The sequence below is a fragment of the Shimia sp. R9_2 genome (assembly GCF_017743735.1).
Classification (GTDB): Bacteria; Pseudomonadota; Alphaproteobacteria; order Rhodobacterales; family Rhodobacteraceae; genus Shimia.
Window position 1 is genome coordinate 355151 of record NZ_JAGHRO010000001.1, and the last position, 19066, is coordinate 374216.

The following is a 19066-nucleotide window of genomic DNA, read 5'->3' on the forward strand; positions in this document are numbered from 1 at the left end:
TGATTGCGAAGAATAAATAGCTGATCGAACCAAAATTACACTTTTTATGGAGATCACCATGCGCCCTCTGATCCTGATAGCCTGTTTAGTCACCTTCATTTCCGCTTGCTCAGACGCGGGAAGATATCCAATTACCGGATGTGACAGCAATGCGACCTACCCTCTGACTTGTAAACCGCATGAAGAGCAGGATCCTGTACACAAAATGGACTCTACCGGCTTTACCTCTGTATTCAACTGAACTGTCGGTTTGATAGCAAACTGCCGGAAACAAAAAACCCGCCCATTGGGCGGGTTTTAGTGTCTAAACTCTGACTGTTTAATCCGCGTTGCGCTTGTTGCGCATCGCGATCAGTTTTAGTCGCAGCGCTTGTAGTTGAATGAAGCCGGCTGCGTCTTTTTGGTCATAAGCTCCTGCGTCATCTTCAAAGGTTACGTGCTCTTCCGAATAAAGAGAATAGTCGGACCAGCGGCCTACAGTGGTCGCGCTGCCTTTGTAGAGCTTGATGCGCACGGTGCCTGTGACGTGCTCTTGGGATTTGTCGATCGCGGCCTGGAGCATCTCACGCTCCGGAGAATACCAGAAGCCGTTGTAGATCAGCTCCGCGTACTTTGGCATCAACTCATCTTTGAGATGCATCGCGCCACGGTCCATGGTGATGGACTCGATACCGCGATGGGCTTCCAAAAGTACGGTGCCACCTGGTGTTTCATAGATGCCACGAGATTTCATGCCCACGAAGCGGCCTTCTACGAGGTCCAGGCGGCCAATGCCGTGTTTGCCACCATACTCGTTCAGCTTGGTCAGGATGGTTGCCGGGCTCATAGCCGCGCCATTGATGCTGACCGCATCACCCTTTTCAAATCCGATTTCGATGAATTCTGGCTCGTTTGGCGCGTCTTCAGGATGGACGGTACGCTGATAGACATAGTCCGGAGCCGCGACGGCCGGATCTTCCAGTACTTTACCTTCCGAAGAGGTGTGCAAAAGGTTCGCGTCCACCGAGAAAGGCGCTTCGCCGCGTTTGTCTTTGGCGATTGGAATCTGATGCTGTTCGGCAAAGTCGATCAGTTTGGTTCTGGAAGAAAGATCCCACTCGCGCCAAGGCGCAATCACTTTGATGTCTGGGTTCAGCGCATAGGCGGCCAGCTCAAAGCGCACCTGGTCATTGCCTTTACCGGTTGCGCCATGTGCGACTGCATCTGCGCCCGTTGTTTCCGCAATCTCGATCAGACGTTTTGAGATCAGCGGGCGTGCAATCGACGTGCCCAGCAGGTAGAGGCCTTCATAAACTGCATTGGCGCGGAACATTGGGAAAACGAAATCTCGTACAAACTCTTCGCGCACATCTTCGATGTAGATGTTCTCAGGTTTGATACCCAGCAGTTCCGCCTTTTGGCGGGCCGGTTCAAGCTCTTCACCTTGACCCAAATCTGCGGTGAAGGTCACCACCTCACAGCCATATTCGGTTTGCAGCCACTTCAGGATGATCGAGGTATCCAGGCCACCGGAATAGGCCAGCACAACTTTCTTCGGAGCCGACATGTCTTTTCCCTTCGTCCATATAACGCTCGCGCGATAGCGGTTTTTGACCGCTTGGGCAAGGAGAGGCTCCCTCCGGAGCCGATAATGATTGTTAAACACTCAAAAAAGGTCTGGATCCCGTCGGGTAGCCGCTCATGGTAAAGACAAATGATCTCGTGTTTGATTGCGGACCCTTGCGCGCTAAACCGTTAGCGGTTAGACGAACGGGCGCAGTGCCTCAATAGCTCAGCTGGTAGAGCAGGTCCTTCGTAAGGACAAGGTCGGGGGTTCGAGTCCCTCTTGAGGCACCATCTTTCAGTTTCAAAATTGCCGCTACACTTACCACAAACCTAAAGGCACGATTTGTCTATGAGCGGGCTCCGGTTTTTGGTTCGCGCATGTCTGACTGAGATGAAACGATTTTTGGCTTTGCGAATTCCCAAAGCAGGTCGAGCAGCTCTTCTTTCTTGAAGGGCTTTGAAAGGACAGCGTTCATTTTTTGGGCGAGATAGGTCTCACGATCTTCTTTGCTTGCATTGGCTGTTAGAGCGATGATGGAGGTGGGTGCTAAGCCGTGCACAAGTTCGAATTCTCGAATGCGCAGTGTTGCTTCCAACCCGCCCATTATCGGCATGGATATGTCCATGAGCACGACAGAGAAACTCGGGTCATCTTGGAAGGCATCTACCGCCTCTTGTCCGTTTACGCAGAACTGAAATTCAACAGGCTGATTTTTGAACAACTTCTCCAATACCAACCGATTGACCTTGTTGTCATCCGCAGCAAGGATCCGCCAATTGGGCAATTCTGTTTTCGTATCTCGTGGGGTATTCAACGCGTCTTCTTCGGGAGACAAGCGTTCTATGAGAGTGGAGTTAGTCATCAACGGACTCAGTGATGGATACTTACCTCTCGTTTGGTCGCTATCGCCGATCTCAAATACATGGCACTTCGACTTTTCCACGTTCTGCTGCGCCGATTTCGGAAGCTTCGATCCACCAACTAGGATCGCATGACGATTCATCAGTGGAAGATTGAATTCGCTCATACGCAGTAGGACAACTTCTGCACCAACATAAGCCAATCGGTCTTGCCAGAACCGCGCTAAATCCGGTGAGTCTTGGGTTAATATGGCGATGTGTTTACCATTCAGATTGTTAATTGGGGCGTGACCGCAGCCCGTCGTGCACAGGGGCAGAACAATCGTGAATGTGGTTCCTTCACCCAGAACGGATGACACGGAGATTTGGCCCTCCATGACATCAATCAGCCCCTTTGTAATCGCGAGCCCCAAGCCGCTGCCATCAAAGGTGCGCGTTGCAGAATTGTCCACCTGTTTAAATGCTTCAAACACCCGGTCCAGCTTGTCTTCGGCGATGCCGACGCCGGTGTCGGAAACATGTATTTCGAAAGAGTCGTCTTGTGTGTGGGCGCGTCTTTGGAGGGAAACTCGGACACGTCCGCTTAGGGTGAATTTGTTCGCATTCCCAACGACATTCAGCAGGATTTGCCGCAGTCTTTTGGCGTCGGACCAAATCACTCTTGGCATGGCTTTATCTAATGTCACTTCAAAGGCCACGTCAGGTTTTTCGAGCCCCTGTTTGACCAGACCAACAACTTCGTAGACCAGATCGTCAATCAAAACAGGCTCGCTTGATGTTTCAAACTGTCCTGCTTCCAACTTTGAAAAGTCCAAGATATCGTTGATAATCCCGACAAGAGCTAAACCAGAAGAGCGGATGACGTTCACCGATTCCCGTGCTTCGGTGGAAAGGTCTTCGTCCAACAAAACTTCTGACATGCCAATGATCCCATTCATCGGCGTTCTGATTTCGTGGCTCATATTGGCTAGAAAACGGCTCTTGGTTTTGTTGGCTTCTTCAGCCTCAAGCGCTGCCTGATTGAGGCGCTTTTCGTGTACCTTTTGGCGTGTAGTGTCCCGCTCCACTGCAATCAGACGCACCAACGTACCGCACTCATCAAAAACCGGGTTGATCGCGACCTCCACCCAATAGGGGCGCCCGTCTTTTGCATGGTTGATCAATTCAACAGTCACCGCCTTTCCAGCGTTTAGATTGCGAGACATGGTTGCAATGGCTTTTGGATCAGACAGTTCGCCCTGAAGTAGCGCACCCGGAGATTTTCCGAGAACCTCTCCCAGTTTATAGCCTGTTAGGTTTTCAAACGCTGGGTTGACCCAGGTGATCAGCCTGTTTTTATCCGTGATGACCACTGCATCATTGGAACGGATGGCGACTTCTGACAGTTCCCTATGTTTCTGTTCTAGTTCCTCCATTTCGGTTTTGGCTTTCTCTAGGGCTTTGACAGGCCTAACCAACAGCCGATGGCCGAGCAGTGACATACATGGCGCCGCCACCATCAGAATTCCGAAAATCGCCCATGTGAGAGATCGCAAAAGTGCCGTTCGTGCCTGATCCAGCGCCGCTGCGTCCCACTGCACTTGAAGGGTTAGGCCGGTGCCTTCCATGTTGCTTGCAAACGACCAATTTGCGGGATCTTGTTGCTGGGTTCGCGTCAGCGTCAAGGCTTTTACCCCAGACGGGATGACTTGAGCCGGCAAACTCCATTCGGCGTCAATAGCTACTAGAACGCCTTCGACAAATCCGTTTGCCAGTACCGGCACGCCTACCATTAATGTTGGCGTGCTCTCAAAATAGACGACGTCAAACAGCGTTTGTTCGGTTGCGACAACGCGCTGCGCTAAGAGATTGGTATGATCTGAGATGCGCTTGTTTAGAATGTTGTTTGCGTCTAGCCGGAGAATTTCTTCCGGGAGAAAATCGTACAAGAGAGTGCCGTCAAAAGGGGCAATTTCAAGATAGCGGTCAAAGATCGCATCTGCATAGGTGTCCGTTTGCACATCTCCCAAGACGCGATTTACGATGGCCGGTTGCGTGGCAAGAAAAGCCAGACCTAAGCCCAGCTGATCCATATGAGTGTGCAACCGATCCGCAAGTGCGTCACCTTCAACTTTTGCAAATTCCTGTTGGGAGCTCAGAGTTTGTTCTGACACCGAAAAACGCACCACGGCGCTCGTGAAGGCCCCTGATACCAAAGAGGCGAGCACAACGAAGATATTGAAGAACAACGTGTAGCGCATTGAGCTGGCCATTTTTAGAAGTGATCAGACTTGGCGGTAACAATACGGTCCTCGTTGTCGAAACGCGCCATACAGAAGTCTCCTACTTCGAGTGCTTCATGCGCTTCCGGATTTTGAGTCGCGTATTCCGAAAAAGGAAACTCATAGCGGCGAAGCAACCCGTCGATCGGGCCTTCGATATTGGTCAATGCTTTGATCAACATCGCGCGTTGTGTCGCAATATCGGCTTCGACCTCGATGTTTCTCAATGCTTCAATGAGCAAAAGGCCAAGATCATATCCGTGAAAGAACCCGGCTGGCGCTCGCAAATAGCCACTTTCATCAAAATCCTCACCATAGGTTTTGACGATCTGCTTTAGGCGCACACCGGAAGATCCTGCCGGTGGTTCGAAACTGAAGCAGGGCTGAATGAAACGGAGTTGCAACCCGTCGCGCACTGCGGCCGGAACATCTTCTTCGAAGTCTCCTCCGGTAATGCCCCAATGGCTGAGCATTCTGGTTTTCATATCTGTTTTGTGGAGCGCGGTGAAAATGACAGAAGCATCTTTCGCATTGCCCACATAAATGGCGCAATCACTGCCCGCGGCATCCAATGCGTTGGCAAGAGACAAGGCATCAGCCTCCCCCAAGTTACCCTCAAAATAGCGGATGTTATAGCGACCAAACCCGAGAGATTTCATCTCTGCGGTCATGGTACGCTCGTTGGATTCTCCCCATCCTGACCGCCACAAGATCAGGGTGATATGCTGGCATTTGTCCTGTGTTACGGCCTGCGGAACAAGGATTTTTGCTGCTTTCGCATCATCTAGAGACAGGCGAAAAATGCTGTTTCGAGCAGTCTGTGCACGTGTGAGTGGGGCAGCGGCCGACCAAGGCAATAGCAATGGTATGCCATTTTCATTCACATAGTCTTTGGAGGAGAGATAAGGCGGGGAGTGCAGGCCTCCCACGACCGCGATTGCCTGAGGGTCGTCTAGAAACTGCTGGAGATGTCTCTTTGAGCGTTTGCTATTGGCGCGGTGATCAAGAGGCACAAATTCAATCTCGCGTCCATTGACAACACGATCTACCTCGTCAAACGCGGCCAGAATACCAATCTCGATTGACCGTGCAGAGGCATAATTGGAAGTCCGATCCGCATCCAAATACACCTTGTAGACGTCGGCCGAAGCCATCCCAGATAGGCCGCAGAGCAGCGCAAACACACGCAGAAACATAACAACACCAGAACAAAACACATACACTTGATCCGAAAAGAGTAAGAAGAAAACCTTAACAAAGCCTCTAGCCGGCTTTGCGCAGAAAGGGCGCGGAGGATCGATGGTGTTTTGAGCGGAGCAGCCTGTTGCTTATGCGGGCTTCAGGACCTTCCTGCCGGAACTTTCCAAGGTCCAGACATCTGAGCCTTCAAAGACGGCCACTGAAATAGGCTTTCCGTAGCCAGCTCCTGTGTCCAGGTCGATGCGATTGCCTTTGTGTTCGACGGTTTTAACAACCGTATGGCCGTGTACCACCAGCCAGGGATGTGGCCGGGGATCGGAAAGAAAATCGTCTCTGATCCAGCATAAATCGTCTTCTGACTGATCTTCCAACGCGGTGCCCGGTCGAATGCCGGCATGTACAAAGAGGATAGGATCCATGAGGTGAAACAAAGGCAGGCTCGATATGAACTCTATGTGCTCTTTGGGAACAAGCGCGAGCGCGTCAGCATGAATGTCCTCGACAGCACGATCGACGTGAGCATCTACACCATAGCTGGCCAGCGTTTCAGCGCCGCCCAGTCGCGGATGAAGCCAAGTGAGTTCTGGTCGTAGGCGGGGATCATGCTTTGGTTGTGCGCCCATGAAGTATTCAAACATGCGATCATGATTGCCTTTCACCACGGTCCAAGGGCGGCCTTCATTGCGCGCGCGCATAAGCCTATCGACCACACCGCAACTGTTTGGTCCGCGATCAACAAGGTCTCCCAGAAAGACAATACGCGCATCGGGACCGCCGTCTGCCTCAATGCGCGCGAGTATGTCTTCTAGCTTCTCGAGATGCCCGTGAATGTCGCCGATGGCGTAAACTGGATCTGTCATCGGAGTTCATCTGCTGTTTGAATAATCTGCCCAACAAGACCGTAGTCGACCGCTTCCTGCGCTGTAAGCCAAAAATCTCGTTGAGTGTCGTTGGCTATTTGTTCCGGAGTATGGCCGGTCGCTTCGGCAAACATAGTGTCAAAGCGGGCACGCATCATCCGAATTTGTTGCGCTTGAATTTCCATGTCGGATGCCTGTCCGGCAATGCCGCCAGAAGGTTGGTGGAGCAAGAAACGAGTATTGGGCAGGCAAAACCGATTTTCAGCCTGTGCACCGACAAAAATCAACGCACCTGCACTTGCCACCCAGCCGGTGCCGATTGTGCGTACTTTGGGTCGGATGAAGCGGATGACATCGTGCACCATATCGCCGCTTTCCACATGCCCACCGGGAGAGGAGATAAAAACGTTGATCGGATCATCTCCAGCTTCAGCAAGCGAGAGTAGATGGGTCACTGTGCGACGGGCGAGAACATCGTTGATTTCTCCGGCAACAATCACGTTGCGGCTTTGGAAAAAAAGTTGGCCAATCGGGCCGGAAACAGTGGGCGAGTGCTGGTCAGCGTCACGCATTTGGGGAAACATGGAAACCTCCTAAACCGACTATGTGTAAACACCCCCACTGTTGATTGGAGATCTTCTGAGCACAACCCCAGAGGATCTTTCAGAGGCAACAAAAAAGCGCCGCCAAAACGAGGCGGCGCTTTTGTTGGCTTTGTCACAGTTTAAGCGACGTCAAAGGCCAGTGGTTTGATTTGGCGGAACATATCGGTTTCTGCCAGTTTCGCACGCGCTTCGGCCGGGACCGGTTCATCCACGTAAAGGAGTGCAATCGCTTCGCCGCCGACGTCCGCACGACCCAATGTAAAGTTTGCGATGTTCACGCCATTGTCGCCCAATGTCTGACCCAGCGTACCGATGATGCCTGGCACGTCCTCATTGGTGGTGTAGAGCATGTTGGCCCCGATCTCGGCATCGATATTGATGCCTTTGATCTGGATGAAGCGCGGCTTGCCATCCGAGAAGACGGTGCCTGCGATGGAGCGTTCACGCTTGTCGGTCACCACTGTCACTTTGATGTAGCCATCAAAGGTGCCGGACTTGTCCTGGTTGGTGGTCGAAATCTGAATACCACGCTCTTTAGCGACCACAGGGGCGGAAACCATGTTCACGTCTGGGTTGGCCTTTTTCATGATCCCAGCCACCACAGCGCAATTCAGAGCTGCAAGATTCATATCCGCGGCCACGCCGTCATAGAGGATGTTGATGGCTTTGATCGGCTCGTCCGTCATTTGGCCAGAAAAGGCGCCAAGATGGTCTGCCAGTTTGATCCAGGGTCCCATCACCTTGGCTTCCTCAGCAGTCACCGACGGCATGTTGAGCGCATTTTCAACAGCGCCGGTCAGCAGGTAGTTGGACATTTGCTCCGCCACTTGCAGAGCGACATTCTCCTGTGCCTCAGTGGTCGCTGCGCCAAGGTGCGGGGTGCAGACCACGTTGGGCAGATTGAAGAGTGCGTTTTCTTTGGCAGGTTCTTCTGAGAACACGTCAAAGGCCGCGCCAGCGACATGGCCGGATTTCAGCAGCTCTGCCAGTGCTTTTTCGTCCACCAGGCCACCGCGGGCACAGTTTATGATCCGCACGCCCTTTTTGGTCTTCTCAAGGTTCTCGCGGCTCAGGATATTGGCGGTTTGTTCGGTGAATGGCACATGCAGCGTGATGAAATCAGCGCGGGCGAGCAATTCGTCCAGCTCCACTTTTTCCACACCCATCTTGTCGGCCTTCTCGGCGGACAAGAATGGATCATAAGCCACGACTTTCATCTTCAGCCCACGGGCGCGATCACAAACGATGCCACCAATGTTGCCGGCACCGATCACGCCGAGGGTTTTGTTGGTCAGTTCGACCCCCATAAATTTAGACTTTTCCCATTTCCCGGCATGGGTCGATGTGCTGGCTTCCGGGATTTGGCGCGCCACAGCAAACATCATCGCTATGGCGTGTTCCGCAGTTGTGATCATGTTGCCAAAAGGCGTGTTCATTACGATCACACCCTTTTTAGAAGCAGCGTCCTTGTCCACATTGTCGGTGCCAATGCCCGCGCGGCCAACCACTTTGAGGTTGGTGGCAGCATTCAAGATTGTCGGGGTCACCTTGGTGGCGGAGCGGATCGCCAACCCGTCATATTGACCAATCACTTCGGCCAGTTTCTCTTTGTCTTTGCCAAGGTCAGGCATGAAATCGACGTCGATGCCTCGGTCGCGGAAAATTTGAACGGCGGTTTCGCTGAGTTTGTCGGATACGAGTACTTTGGGAGCCATTTTAAGCGTCCTTTGGAAAATCTAGTTCAGGGAAGATGCGCAACAACTGCGCACCCTACGTAGGGTGTGCCCTCGGGGCGCCCCTCTTAGGCTTGCGCTGCGATTTCGGCCTCAAAGGCCCATGTGAGCCAAGGCAGCATGGCCTGCAGATCGGAGGTCTCAACCGTGCCGCCACACCAGATGCGAAGGCCAGCAGGTGCGTCGCGATAGGCGCCGATGTCCAAGGCGATGTTCTCTGCCTCAAGACGTTTGGCCACCGCTTTTGCGAATGCTGCACCGTCTTGAATGCGGTCGTCTGAGAACTTCAGGCAAACCGATGTGTTGGAACGCGTGGCTTCGTCTTCGGCGAGGTTCGTGATCCAGTCGTTTCCGTCACAGAAATCGAAAACCGCTTTGGCATTGGCATCCGCGCGCGCGATGAGCCCATTAAGGCCACCCACAGACCGCGCCCAATCCAGCGCAAAGAGATAGTCTTCGACTGCCAGCATGGAGGGGGTGTTGATGGTGGCGCCGGTAAAAATACCTTCGATCAGCTTGCCGCCTTTGGTCAGACGGAAGATCTTTGGCAGCGGCCAGGCCGGTGTGTAGCTTTCCAGTCGTTCCACAGCGCGCGGGCTCAGGACAATCACGCCATGCGCCGCTTCGCCACCCAGCACTTTCTGCCAGGAGAAGGTGGTCACATCCAGCTTGTCCCAGGGCAGATCCATCGCAAATGCGGCGGAGGTCGCATCACAGATTGTCAGCCCTTCACGGTCATTCGCAATCCAATCGGCATTTGGCACGCGCACACCGGAGGTGGTGCCGTTCCATGTGAAGACGACATCGTTGTTCTTGGTGTCGACTGTCGCCAGGTCCACGATCTGACCATAGTCGGCGGTCTTGACCTCGGCATCAATCTTAAGCTGCTTCACCACATCGGTGACCCAGCCAGCGCCAAAGCTCTCCCATGCCAGCATTTCGATTTTGCGCGCGCCCAGAAGGGACCAGAGCGCCATTTCAACCGCGCCTGTGTCAGAAGCGGGCACGATACCAATACGGTACTCTGCGGGGATGCCCAGGATCTCGCGCGTGCCTTCAATCGCGGCCTTCAGCTTGTCCTTGCCGATGGCGGCACGGTGGCTGCGGCCGAGAGCGGCATCTGCGAGCTTGGAGACATCAAATGTGGGGGGTTTGGCACAAGGGCCAGAGGAGAAACGCGGATTCGCCGGGCGAACCGCCGGTTGTTGAGTAGCCATAAATGCTATCCTTCCAGATAAATGCCTCTCGTTGGGGAGAGGTGTCCCACGGACCGACTTAGGCGGAGTGGCGGGATCTCACAACAGGAAAAATCCGCATTGGCGACAGTTTGTGATTCAAAAACGACGCTAAATGACCACTATCGGAAACATTCGGTCACATGAACGATGTGGGTGCGACAGCTGCAGATTCTGATGAATAAAACCTTACGGCCAGAAATATCCGAGACTGGAAACATCTTTGATGCCGTGCTCTATGGCGCTCAAGCTAACTTCAAATCTGTTGAGGCCCCTGATGTTCACTGCCACGCTTTTGACCAATCCGACGTTACCAAGTCTTGATGGGACGCTTGTGGAGAATTTGCGTAATGCGTGGGGAGGTGACACCGTACATTGGCTCGCAGTTGAAGAGGCTGCGGAGTTTGCTCTGCCTGCCAAACCCGACAATCTTTGGGAGGTTTGGGCTGATTTGCAGAAGATGGGTGTGGATCTCGTTGTTCAGCCGACTGAAGGCCGCCGGAAGAAGATGCTTCTGGCGGACATGGACAGCACAATGATCGAGCAAGAGTGCATCGATGAGTTGGCTGACGAAGCGGGTGTCGGGGATCGCGTCAAAGACATCACCGCAAGGGCGATGAACGGAGAACTCGATTTTGAAGGTGCATTGACGGAGCGCGTTGGCCTGTTGAAGGGCTTGGATCAGGGGGTGATCGCCGAGGTGCTCGCAGAACGCATCACTTTCATGCCCGGGGGGAAAGCGCTTTTGGCGACAATGAAAGCGGAAGGCGCCTACGCAGCGTTAGTTTCAGGCGGTTTCACAGCCTTTACCGCCAAAGTAGCAACCGAACTTGGATTTGACGAAAACCGCGCCAACACGCTCTTGGTTGCAGATGAAAAACTGACCGGGGATGTGGGGCGCCCTATCTTGGGGCGCGAAGCGAAGGTGCAGGCGCTCAAAGAGATCACCGAACGACTTGGGTTTGCGCATGAAGATGTGATGGCTGTGGGTGATGGTGCCAATGACCTTGGCATGCTGGGGCTCGCTGGGGCAGGGGTGGCCTTACACGCAAAGCCCTCAGTCGCGGCAGAATGTGACATCCGCATCAACCACGGCGACCTCACTGCGCTGCTGTATATCCAAGGCTATGCTAAGTCTGAGTTCGCGGGCCTCTAATACATGCTGGAATTTGGGGTTGAGGGGCTGCTGCTCTTGCTGGCAGCAGGATTTTTTGCGGGCTTCGTGGATGCGATAGCTGGTGGCGGCGGATTGGTCACGGTGCCGGCGTTGATGATTGCCGGTGTGCCGCCCGTGCAAGCACTCGCAACAAACAAGATACAAGGGATGTTTGGATCGGGCACCGCTGCCTATTCCTATGCAAAGAGTGGCTTGGTCGACCTGCGCGCTCAGGCTGGACCTGCACTGTTGGCGTTTATCGCATCGCTTGGCGGTGCACTCCTTGTATCCGTTTTGCCAACAGACTGGATTCGGCTGATCTTGCCGGTTCTGCTGATCGGAATTGCGCTGTTCTTTGCCCTTCGCAAAGATCCCGGCGAGATGGATCGTACAGCGCGTCTCAAACCCATCATCTTTTCCCTGACGGCTGTTCCGGTTGTTGCCTTCTATGACGGTATCTTGGGGCCGGGCGCGGGCAGTTTCTATATGATCGCCTTCGTTGCGCTGGGCGGCTACGGCATCTTGAAAGCGACCGCGCATACCAAGCTTCTGAATTTCGCTTCCAATGTTGGCGGGCTCGCCGGGTTTATCCTCGTTGCCAACCCGCTTTGGGCTATTGGCTTAGCTATGGGCGCGATGCAAATTTTGGGCGCTCGGCTTGGTGCCAAGGTGGCCATGGCGAAAGGGGCAAGGTTGATCCGCCCGCTTTTGGTGGCAACCTCCGTCGCATTGGCGCTCAAACTGCTCTGGGATGTGCTCTGACAGACTTGAAATTTAACATTTGTGTTAAATAGAGAATCCCCTCAAGATCAGGCTATGACCTGTCTGGCCACAACCTTTGCTGCCCTTTCCGATGAAACCCGCCTTGCCATGATGGAGCGTCTTATGGCTGTTGGGGAGCTTCCAGCCGGTGATCTTGTGGCAGACGCGTCGATCAGCGGTCCTGCGGTGTCTCGCCATCTTAAAGTGCTGCGCAAAGCAGGTCTGGTGACACAGCGCGCAGAGGGCACAAAACGTCTTTACAGCGTTCGACCGGAAGCGCTGCAAGCCGTTGCAGGATGGACAATGGACCATAAAGCGTTTTGGCAGTCAGGCTTGGAGCGTTTGGATGCCCTGTTGGCGGAGGAAACGTCGTGAGCGATGCGCGATTGGAAAGGGAGTTCTCTGTCTCGCCTGAGCGCCTCTACGCTGCGATCACAAATCCGGCTGACCTGAGCCGTTGGTGGGGGCCGGAAGGCATGACATTGGGCGACCACACTTTAGATTTTACGCGACTTGGCCCGTGGCATTCTGTCAAAATCAGTGACGCTGGTCGGCAGATGAAAATGTCAGGCCAAGTGACAAGTATCGATCCGCCACATTCGGTCGGGTTTACTTGGGCTTGGCACGACGAAAATGATCAACGTGGACATGAAAGTCATGTCACATTCACCGTTGAGGCGACGGCGCGGGGCGCCAAGCTAATTATAGATCACAAGAACTTGCAGGACGAAGAAGCTGTGCGTGGCCACAGTTGGGGCTGGAACAGTTCTACCAATAGGCTGCAGGCGCTTCTCGAATAAATTTGGATCAAGACCCTTCAACAAAGGAGACTTCAAATGCCAAAATTTATGTTCATTTATCACGGAGGTGGGCGCCCGGAAACGCCGGAGGAAGGCGAGAAAGTCATGGCAGCCTGGATGAAGTGGATGGAAGGGATAGGCGCTGATCTCGTCGATGGTGGCAACCCGGCAGGTATGTCAAAAACCGTCAGCGCAGATGGCGTCGCGAATGATGGCGGTGCCAACCCGGTCTCCGGCTACACGCTTGTCAATGCGTCCGATATCGACGCGGCCTGCGAAATCGCAAAAGGCTGCCCAATCCTGGAGGGCGGGATGGGCACAGTGGAAGTGGCCGAAGCGATGGAGATGTAGCCAAACCAGACTAAATGAAGCGCCGGTGGCATATGTCGATGCCTCCGGCGGGAGTATTTCTGCAGAGTGAAGCTGGAGTGGTGAAATTCAGCGCATCACCTCTGTGGCGCGCATAATCCCGGTTTGTAGACCGTCCCAATTTCTGATTGGCGAATCGAGATATTTGGTCGCTTCCGGATGGTTAGGGTCTAAAACACCGAGCTTCGCCAAAATCGCCGCAATCGCATTTTCAGAGGCGCGTGTGCCGCCATCAATGATCTTCAGTGCGACACCCAGTTTCTGTTCGGGCAATATGGCGATGAAGAAGGCCTCAGCACCAGTTTTGATCGCGATTTTATGGTTCATTGCGCGCATCAGATTGGTGCACGCGCGGCCTTCGCCAGCCACATACTCCGGATGTTTGGCCATAGCATCCCGCAAGCGTGCAGCGGCTGTTTCGCGGGCGCCTTCGCCCTCACGAGCGGCTGCAAAGAATGCCATAGCGCGGGCCATGCCCTTAAGTGTGCTGGCGTGATTGGGAGCAGAGCAGCCATCAATGCCGTAGCCTGTGCTGGTTTCCTGTGTCAGCTCTTCATGCGCTGCCAGAACGGCTTTTTGAACAGGATGGTTGATATCTGTGTAGTTTTTCTCTGCGCCGAGATGTTTGGTCAGAGTGAGGAAACCCGTGTGTTTGCCGGAACAGTTGTTGTGTACGCGGCAGACTGGGTCATTGCAGCGGATCAACTCATCACGAATACCGATGTCGCGCGGTTCCTGAGGTCCGCAAATCAGATCTTCGTCGGAAAATCCTTGTGCCGCGAGCCAGGCATTCACCATGTCATTGTGGATGGCAGACGCGTTATGGGACGCGCAGGCCAGCGCCAAGTGCTGCTCCGTCAAACCCGCGGCATCGGCTGCGCCGCTTTCCACCAAAGGCAATGCTTGGATCATTTTTGAGGAGCTGCGAGGCAACACAATGGCATCCGGATCGCCCCATGCATGCACAATCTCCCCGTCGGCATTGCAGACCACGGCATGGCCGCTGTGGACACTCTCAAGAATGTCTCCTCGCCAGAGTTCGGTCATCGGCACGGCTTTGGTCATAAATCTCTCGCTTTCATGGGCAAATTTGTGCCAACGGGTCTTTCGTCTCGCGGCAAACATGGGCTAAGCTTATTCTATCGCGTATAATAATCTCCGGCCCAACACAAATGGTGCAAAACCAGCGGGCAGGAACCAGAGGCAACACACAGCTTGGAGGCTGTAGAAGAGCATGACATCACGTTGGATGACGGCGCTGGCCATGGCGGCGACGCTTTGGAGTGGCAGTGTTTCGGCACAGGCATCAAGCGAAAATCAGGTCAACGCCATCACGGATTGGAGCGTCTTTGAGCACAAAGACGGTGACAAACGTGAATGCTGGGCGGTGAGCACAGCCAAAGAGAGCGTGAACACCCGTGGTGGACAGGTTGTGGCCGTACGCCGCAGCGACATTCTACTGATGGTGTCTTTCTTGCCCCATGAGAGCGTCTCGGCGCAGGTTGGGTTTACCGGTGGATATCCCTTTGCTGGTGGATCCACCGTTGAAGTGAGCATTGACGGTCAGAGTTTTGTGATGATCACAGAAGGTGAATGGGCTTGGCCTGCGTCTTCTGGCGATGATGCCAAAATTGTTGCGGCCATGAAACGCGGGGCAGATGCGACGCTGACGGCGCGCTCTTCACGCGGGACCAAAACCGCCGATACGTTTTCCCTGCGCGGCTTTACCGCTGCCGTCGAAGACGCTGAGAAACGCTGTAACTAAGATCAACAAAGCTCCTGCCAGGGCCTAACACGCATCCAACGTCAGCATGGGGGAGATCGATCGGAACAACCGGTCGATCAAATGGCCATGGGAGAGCAAAAATGGCGCAGGCAGAAACAGCATACACAAATGGCCGGCAGTGTCCGGTGCAACAGCTGGGCTCAAAAGATGTGAGCCTGGTTGCGAGAAACACAAAGATCGCAACCCGACAAGGAGAGGTGGCGGTCGAAACGCTTCGCGCTGGTGATGAAGTGGTTAGCCGAGATCTGGGGCTTATCCGTGTGCGTTGGGTTGGAATGTTGCAGGCAATTGAGCATCCAATCCGCGTTCCTGCTGGCGCTTTGGGGAGAAATGTTCCTGCACGCGATTGTTTGCTTGCGCCAAATTCTCGGATCTGGATGCGGGGCTCTGAGTTTGAGGCTGCCTTCGCTGCACGTGAAGTGATGGTTCCGGTGAAGGATCTCGTCGGTTGGCACGGGATAACAGAGCATGTTTCACATGCGCCCTCGACCGACTATTTCCTCGTGCTATGTGACACACCGCAAATCCTGACATTGGATGGCATGCAGGTGGAGATGCGCCACGCTGGAGCCGATATGCCGGAATTTGATACGGTGGATGCGGACGAAATGGCCGTCCTGTTTCCGGAACTTCTGGCTCTCAATCCAAAATCGGATAAATGGCGTCGCCGTTTGGACAAACACGAAGCGGCTCACGTAGTTGAGGTCAAAAAACGCGCTTAGGGTGCTTCGAAGCGTTTGAGATATTCCAAAAGAGATTTTTCTGGCTCCTCGTCAAAAATCTGCCCAGCCAGCAATGCCTCGTTGATGTGGTCGACCCGAAAGACCCGGAAGTCTTCACGGGTTTCGCACCACGCAGTGCAGGTCCAGGCGCGACCCCAATATTCCATCTGCAGAGGTCGAATACGTCTTCGGCTTTGGCGGCCATCCAGTGTGGTATAGTCGATCATCAGCACCTGCCTTTCGCGGATGGCGCGGCGAATGATCGGCATTTGGGCAAAACTTGCTGCCACTTCAGGGGCTGCAAAGATCTCTTTGCCAAAACCGTCAATCCCACCAAACATGGGCTCAGGCATGGCGCGATCCACTTTGCTCAACATACGTTCGGCGGCTTCTTGCAATTCCGGATCAGCGGTTTGCCGCACCAGAGCGGCGCCAAGGTGCAATGCCTCAAGCTCGACCTGTGTCAGTGCCATAGGGGGCATGAATACGGGCGCGCGCAGAATGTAGCCCACCCCGCGTTCACCCTCCACTGGAATGCCTGAGGCAACCAGTGTGTCCATATCCCGATAGATCGTGCGGACCGACACCTCCATTTTCTCGGCGAGGTTTGATGCCTTGTGCAGGCGTCCATCGCGCAGAAGTTGGATCAGATCAAAGAGGCGGTCGGTCCGGCGCATTTTATGACGTGCTGCCTTTGATGGTGTAGTGGGACATGCTCATGGAACTCTGATCCAGAACCGCCATCAGGTCCATCAGTTCCGGATGTGCCTCTGGGTTGAACGCTGCGGAAGCCGCATGCGCATCCGCAAGCGTTTCCCATTCCACCTCGTCGATCCAATCACCTTCCGCGGTGACTGCGACACGGCGGCGGAGAAAGCCTGCCTGTGCCGTTGCAAAGCTCTGCGATTTTTCCCATGCGGCTATGGCTTGTTCCGGTTTGACGTCGGCGTTCAGGCGGTAGCGCACAATTTCAATAACAGACATTTTGGTCTCCTATGTGGTCTGTTTCGATATCCGCCTTGTGTCACAGCCCAACTGACACGGTCTGTCAGTTGGTTTTGGAGTCAGCCAGGTTTTCTGGCAATATTTGCAAAACGCCCTAAATGGTGTATCTGCACCGCTTGAATTCCCAGATGAGTCCCTGAGCCATGAGTACCTCCGCGCCAATCACGCAGGACGTGATGACCATTCCCCGTAAGCTGCCTGAGGGCGGCAAGATCAATCTCGTTGGTTTGACCCGTGATCAGATGCGGGAAGTTCTGATTTCTAATGGGACCAAGGAGAAGCAGGCCAAGATGCGCGTTGGGCAAATCTGGCAGTGGATTTATCAATGGGGCGTGCGTGATTTTCACGAGATGACCAACCTGTCCAAAGCCTATCGGGCAGAGTTGGATGAGGTCTTTGAAATTGCCATTCCTGAAGTCATCACCAAACAGGTGAGCGAGGACGGGACCCGGAAATATCTGGTGCGTATTGCCGGCGGGCATGAGGTAGAGGTGGTCTACATCCCAGAGGATGATCGTGGTACGCTATGTATCTCCTCTCAGGTCGGGTGCACGCTGACCTGCTCTTTCTGCCATACAGGCACACAGAAACTGGTGCGCAATTTGACGGCGGCGGAAATTATCGGTCAGCTGATGATGGCGCGTGATGATCTTGAAGAATGGCCGGTGCCTGGTGCGCCTAAAGACGAGACGCGCCTGCTCTCCAATATTGTTCTGATGGGCATGGGTGAGCCGCTCTACAATTTCGATAATGTGCGTGACGCGATGAAGATTGCGATGGACCCGGAAGGGATTTCTCTGTCTCGTCGCCGTATCACGCTGTCGACCTCTGGCGTTGTTCCGGAGATTGCACGCACGGCTGAAGAGATTGGCTGTCTGCTCGCGATTTCCTTCCATGCCACGACCAACGAAACCCGTGACGTGTTGGTTCCGATCAACAAGCGTTGGAACATTGACGAGTTGTTGCAGGCCCTTGCCGATTATCCAAAAGTCTCCAACTCCGAGCGGATCACCTTTGAGTATGTGATGTTGGATGGTGTGAACGATACCGACGAAGACGCCCACCGTCTGATCGACCATATCAAACGCTACAACATTCCGGCCAAGATCAACCTAATCCCCTTCAACGAATGGCCTGGCGCGCCTTATAAACGCAGCTCCAACAACCGCATCCGCGCGTTTGCCAATATCATTTATCAGGCGGGCTATGCCTCCCCGATCCGCAAGACCCGCGGTGAAGATATCATGGCGGCTTGCGGTCAGTTGAAATCCGCAACAGAGCGGGCGCGCAAATCGCGCAAGCAAATTGCGGAAGAGGCGGGGCTTTCACAGCCCTAAGCCTTTGGCGCTGCAACGGGTTGGAAAGCTTTGCAAATTTGGGTAATCTGATTGTGGTTTTCATCACGGAAGAGTTGTTATGCCCAAATTTGTGCTTTCCACCGCTGCGCATCTGATCGCCAACGCGGTCGGCCTTATCCTAGCCAGTGTTCTGCTGCCAGGGTTTTCCATTGGCATCTTGGGCGCAATCATTGTGACATTGGTTTTCACGGTGGTGTCGGTTGTGCTTCTGCCAGTGGTTCGCAAAATTGCGGAGAAGAAGCTGCCGGAGCTTTTGGGTGGCATTTCACTTGTTGTGTCCTTCGCTGGCTTGCTCATCACCGAACTGCTTGTTTCAGATTTTACCATCGGCGGGGTCGCCAACCTGCTCGCAGCGACATTGATTGTCTGGCTTGGCGCGTTGATTTCAGGGGTGTTGCTGCCGAAGTATCTGTTCCCATCTTTGGCAGAGGCCAAATCCCAAAAGGTTAACAAAGCCTAAAACTTTTCACAGTTAGGCGCCAATTCAGTCGAGATCGGTCTTCAGTTTCCTTTCTGTAAACAACGGGAAGGAAGGCACGATGATACCTACTCAAATTCTTAGCACTGAGATTGAAGCACCTGTCTTGGATATTCTGAAGCGAGAGCGGGATCAGGCTTTGAGTGCGCGTGAATGGAAGTTTCGCCTCGCGGGCTATGGATATGCCATCAAGGATGTGGCCGGTGCGCAGGTTGTGACCAAGTTGCCTCAGGGTACAGAGATCGGCGTTCTACCAAAGCAGTTTCACTAAGGCGGCCAGACCGGGCATATAAGCAGTTGCCAGAACTGTGACGCCCCGAAAATATCGGA

20 protein-coding genes and 1 tRNA gene are annotated in these 19066 nt (G+C 53.9%); 11 read left to right on the plus strand and 10 right to left on the minus strand.

Features of this window, described 5'->3' with window-relative positions:
* Positions 1-319 precede the first annotated feature (319 nt).
* Entirely contained in the window at positions 320-1546 is a 1227-nt protein-coding gene (locus J7400_RS01605; protein WP_209058300.1) for an argininosuccinate synthase, read from the minus strand.
* A 214-nt stretch (positions 1547-1760) separates the two neighbouring features.
* On the opposite strand from J7400_RS01605, the gene J7400_RS01610 reads away from it, so the two are divergent.
* A tRNA-Thr gene (locus J7400_RS01610) sits at positions 1761-1836 on the plus strand.
* Positions 1837-1892: 56 nt separating this feature from the next.
* On the opposite strand, the gene J7400_RS01615 is transcribed toward J7400_RS01610, so the two are convergent.
* The 6 genes from J7400_RS01615 to J7400_RS01640 form a co-directional block, all read right to left on the minus strand.
* Positions 1893-4646, minus strand: coding sequence for an ATP-binding protein (locus J7400_RS01615; protein WP_209058302.1), 2754 nt, complete (start codon positions 4644-4646; stop codon positions 1893-1895).
* A gap of 14 nt (positions 4647-4660) precedes the next feature.
* Positions 4661-5863, minus strand: coding sequence for an ABC transporter substrate-binding protein (locus tag J7400_RS01620; RefSeq protein WP_209058304.1), 1203 nt, complete (start codon positions 5861-5863; stop codon positions 4661-4663).
* A 132-nt stretch (positions 5864-5995) separates the two neighbouring features.
* A complete protein-coding gene (locus J7400_RS01625) occupies positions 5996-6727 on the minus strand; it encodes a metallophosphoesterase family protein (protein WP_209058306.1) in 732 nt (243 codons plus the stop codon).
* Positions 6724-7311 carry an ATP-dependent Clp protease proteolytic subunit gene (locus tag J7400_RS01630; RefSeq protein WP_209058308.1) on the minus strand — a complete coding sequence of 196 codons (588 nt, stop codon included), beginning with the start codon at positions 7309-7311 and terminating at the stop codon, positions 6724-6726. Before J7400_RS01630 ends, J7400_RS01625 begins: the two co-directional genes overlap by 4 nt.
* A 140-nt stretch (positions 7312-7451) precedes the next feature.
* On the minus strand, positions 7452-9047 hold the full coding sequence (gene serA, locus J7400_RS01635; protein ID WP_209058310.1) for a phosphoglycerate dehydrogenase: 1596 nt from the start codon (positions 9045-9047) through the stop codon (positions 7452-7454).
* A gap of 86 nt (positions 9048-9133) precedes the next feature.
* Entirely contained in the window at positions 9134-10282 is a 1149-nt protein-coding gene (locus tag J7400_RS01640; RefSeq protein WP_209058312.1) for a phosphoserine transaminase, read from the minus strand.
* Between the two features lie 295 nt (positions 10283-10577).
* Between J7400_RS01640 and serB the strand changes: the two genes are divergently transcribed.
* The 5 genes from serB to J7400_RS01665 are packed head-to-tail and all read left to right on the plus strand — an operon-like array spanning position 10578 to position 13369.
* Entirely contained in the window at positions 10578-11456 is an 879-nt protein-coding gene (gene serB, locus J7400_RS01645) for a phosphoserine phosphatase SerB (protein ID WP_209058314.1), read from the plus strand.
* 3 nt (positions 11457-11459) lie between these two features.
* On the plus strand, positions 11460-12218 hold the full coding sequence (locus J7400_RS01650) for a TSUP family transporter (RefSeq protein WP_209058316.1): 759 nt from the start codon (positions 11460-11462) through the stop codon (positions 12216-12218).
* A gap of 54 nt (positions 12219-12272) precedes the next feature.
* Positions 12273-12593 (plus strand): metalloregulator ArsR/SmtB family transcription factor, encoded by a 321-nt coding sequence (locus J7400_RS01655; protein ID WP_209058318.1) that lies wholly within the window; start codon positions 12273-12275, stop codon positions 12591-12593.
* The gene (locus tag J7400_RS01660; protein WP_209058321.1) at positions 12590-13018 is read left to right on the plus strand and encodes an SRPBCC domain-containing protein; all 429 of its coding nucleotides are present in this window, start codon (positions 12590-12592) and stop codon (positions 13016-13018) included. Before J7400_RS01655 ends, J7400_RS01660 begins: the two co-directional genes overlap by 4 nt.
* A gap of 36 nt (positions 13019-13054) precedes the next feature.
* Positions 13055-13369 (plus strand): hypothetical protein, encoded by a 315-nt coding sequence (locus tag J7400_RS01665; protein WP_209058322.1) that lies wholly within the window; start codon positions 13055-13057, stop codon positions 13367-13369.
* Between the two features lie 87 nt (positions 13370-13456).
* Here J7400_RS01665 and J7400_RS01670 read toward each other — a convergent pair whose 3' ends face one another.
* Positions 13457-14452 (minus strand): asparaginase, encoded by a 996-nt coding sequence (locus J7400_RS01670; RefSeq protein WP_209058323.1) that lies wholly within the window; start codon positions 14450-14452, stop codon positions 13457-13459.
* Positions 14453-14621: 169 nt separating this feature from the next.
* Here J7400_RS01670 and J7400_RS01675 point away from each other — a divergent pair, with 169 nt between their 5' ends.
* Together J7400_RS01675 and J7400_RS01680 are read left to right on the plus strand one after the other, a co-directional pair.
* On the plus strand, positions 14622-15152 hold the full coding sequence (locus tag J7400_RS01675; protein WP_247738564.1) for an invasion associated locus B family protein: 531 nt from the start codon (positions 14622-14624) through the stop codon (positions 15150-15152).
* A 101-nt stretch (positions 15153-15253) separates the two neighbouring features.
* Positions 15254-15895 carry a Hint domain-containing protein gene (locus J7400_RS01680; RefSeq protein ID WP_209058324.1) on the plus strand — a complete coding sequence of 214 codons (642 nt, stop codon included), beginning with the start codon at positions 15254-15256 and terminating at the stop codon, positions 15893-15895.
* Here the strand turns inward: J7400_RS01680 and J7400_RS01685 are convergent.
* Together J7400_RS01685 and J7400_RS01690 are read right to left on the minus strand one after the other, a co-directional pair.
* A complete protein-coding gene (locus J7400_RS01685; protein WP_209058326.1) occupies positions 15892-16572 on the minus strand; it encodes a YafY family protein in 681 nt (226 codons plus the stop codon). The genes J7400_RS01680 and J7400_RS01685 overlap by 4 nt on opposite strands.
* A gap of 1 nt (position 16573) precedes the next feature.
* The gene (locus tag J7400_RS01690) at positions 16574-16879 is read right to left on the minus strand and encodes a hypothetical protein (RefSeq protein ID WP_209058328.1); all 306 of its coding nucleotides are present in this window, start codon (positions 16877-16879) and stop codon (positions 16574-16576) included.
* 164 nt (positions 16880-17043) lie between these two features.
* On the opposite strand from J7400_RS01690, the gene rlmN reads away from it, so the two are divergent.
* From rlmN to J7400_RS01705, 3 genes are all read left to right on the plus strand, one after another.
* Positions 17044-18237 (plus strand): 23S rRNA (adenine(2503)-C(2))-methyltransferase RlmN, encoded by a 1194-nt coding sequence (gene rlmN / locus J7400_RS01695; protein WP_209058330.1) that lies wholly within the window; start codon positions 17044-17046, stop codon positions 18235-18237.
* Positions 18238-18316: 79 nt separating this feature from the next.
* Entirely contained in the window at positions 18317-18718 is a 402-nt protein-coding gene (locus J7400_RS01700; protein WP_209058332.1) for a phage holin family protein, read from the plus strand.
* 79 nt (positions 18719-18797) lie between these two features.
* Positions 18798-19007 carry a hypothetical protein gene (locus tag J7400_RS01705; RefSeq protein WP_209058334.1) on the plus strand — a complete coding sequence of 70 codons (210 nt, stop codon included), beginning with the start codon at positions 18798-18800 and terminating at the stop codon, positions 19005-19007.
* Positions 19008-19066 lie beyond the last annotated feature (59 nt).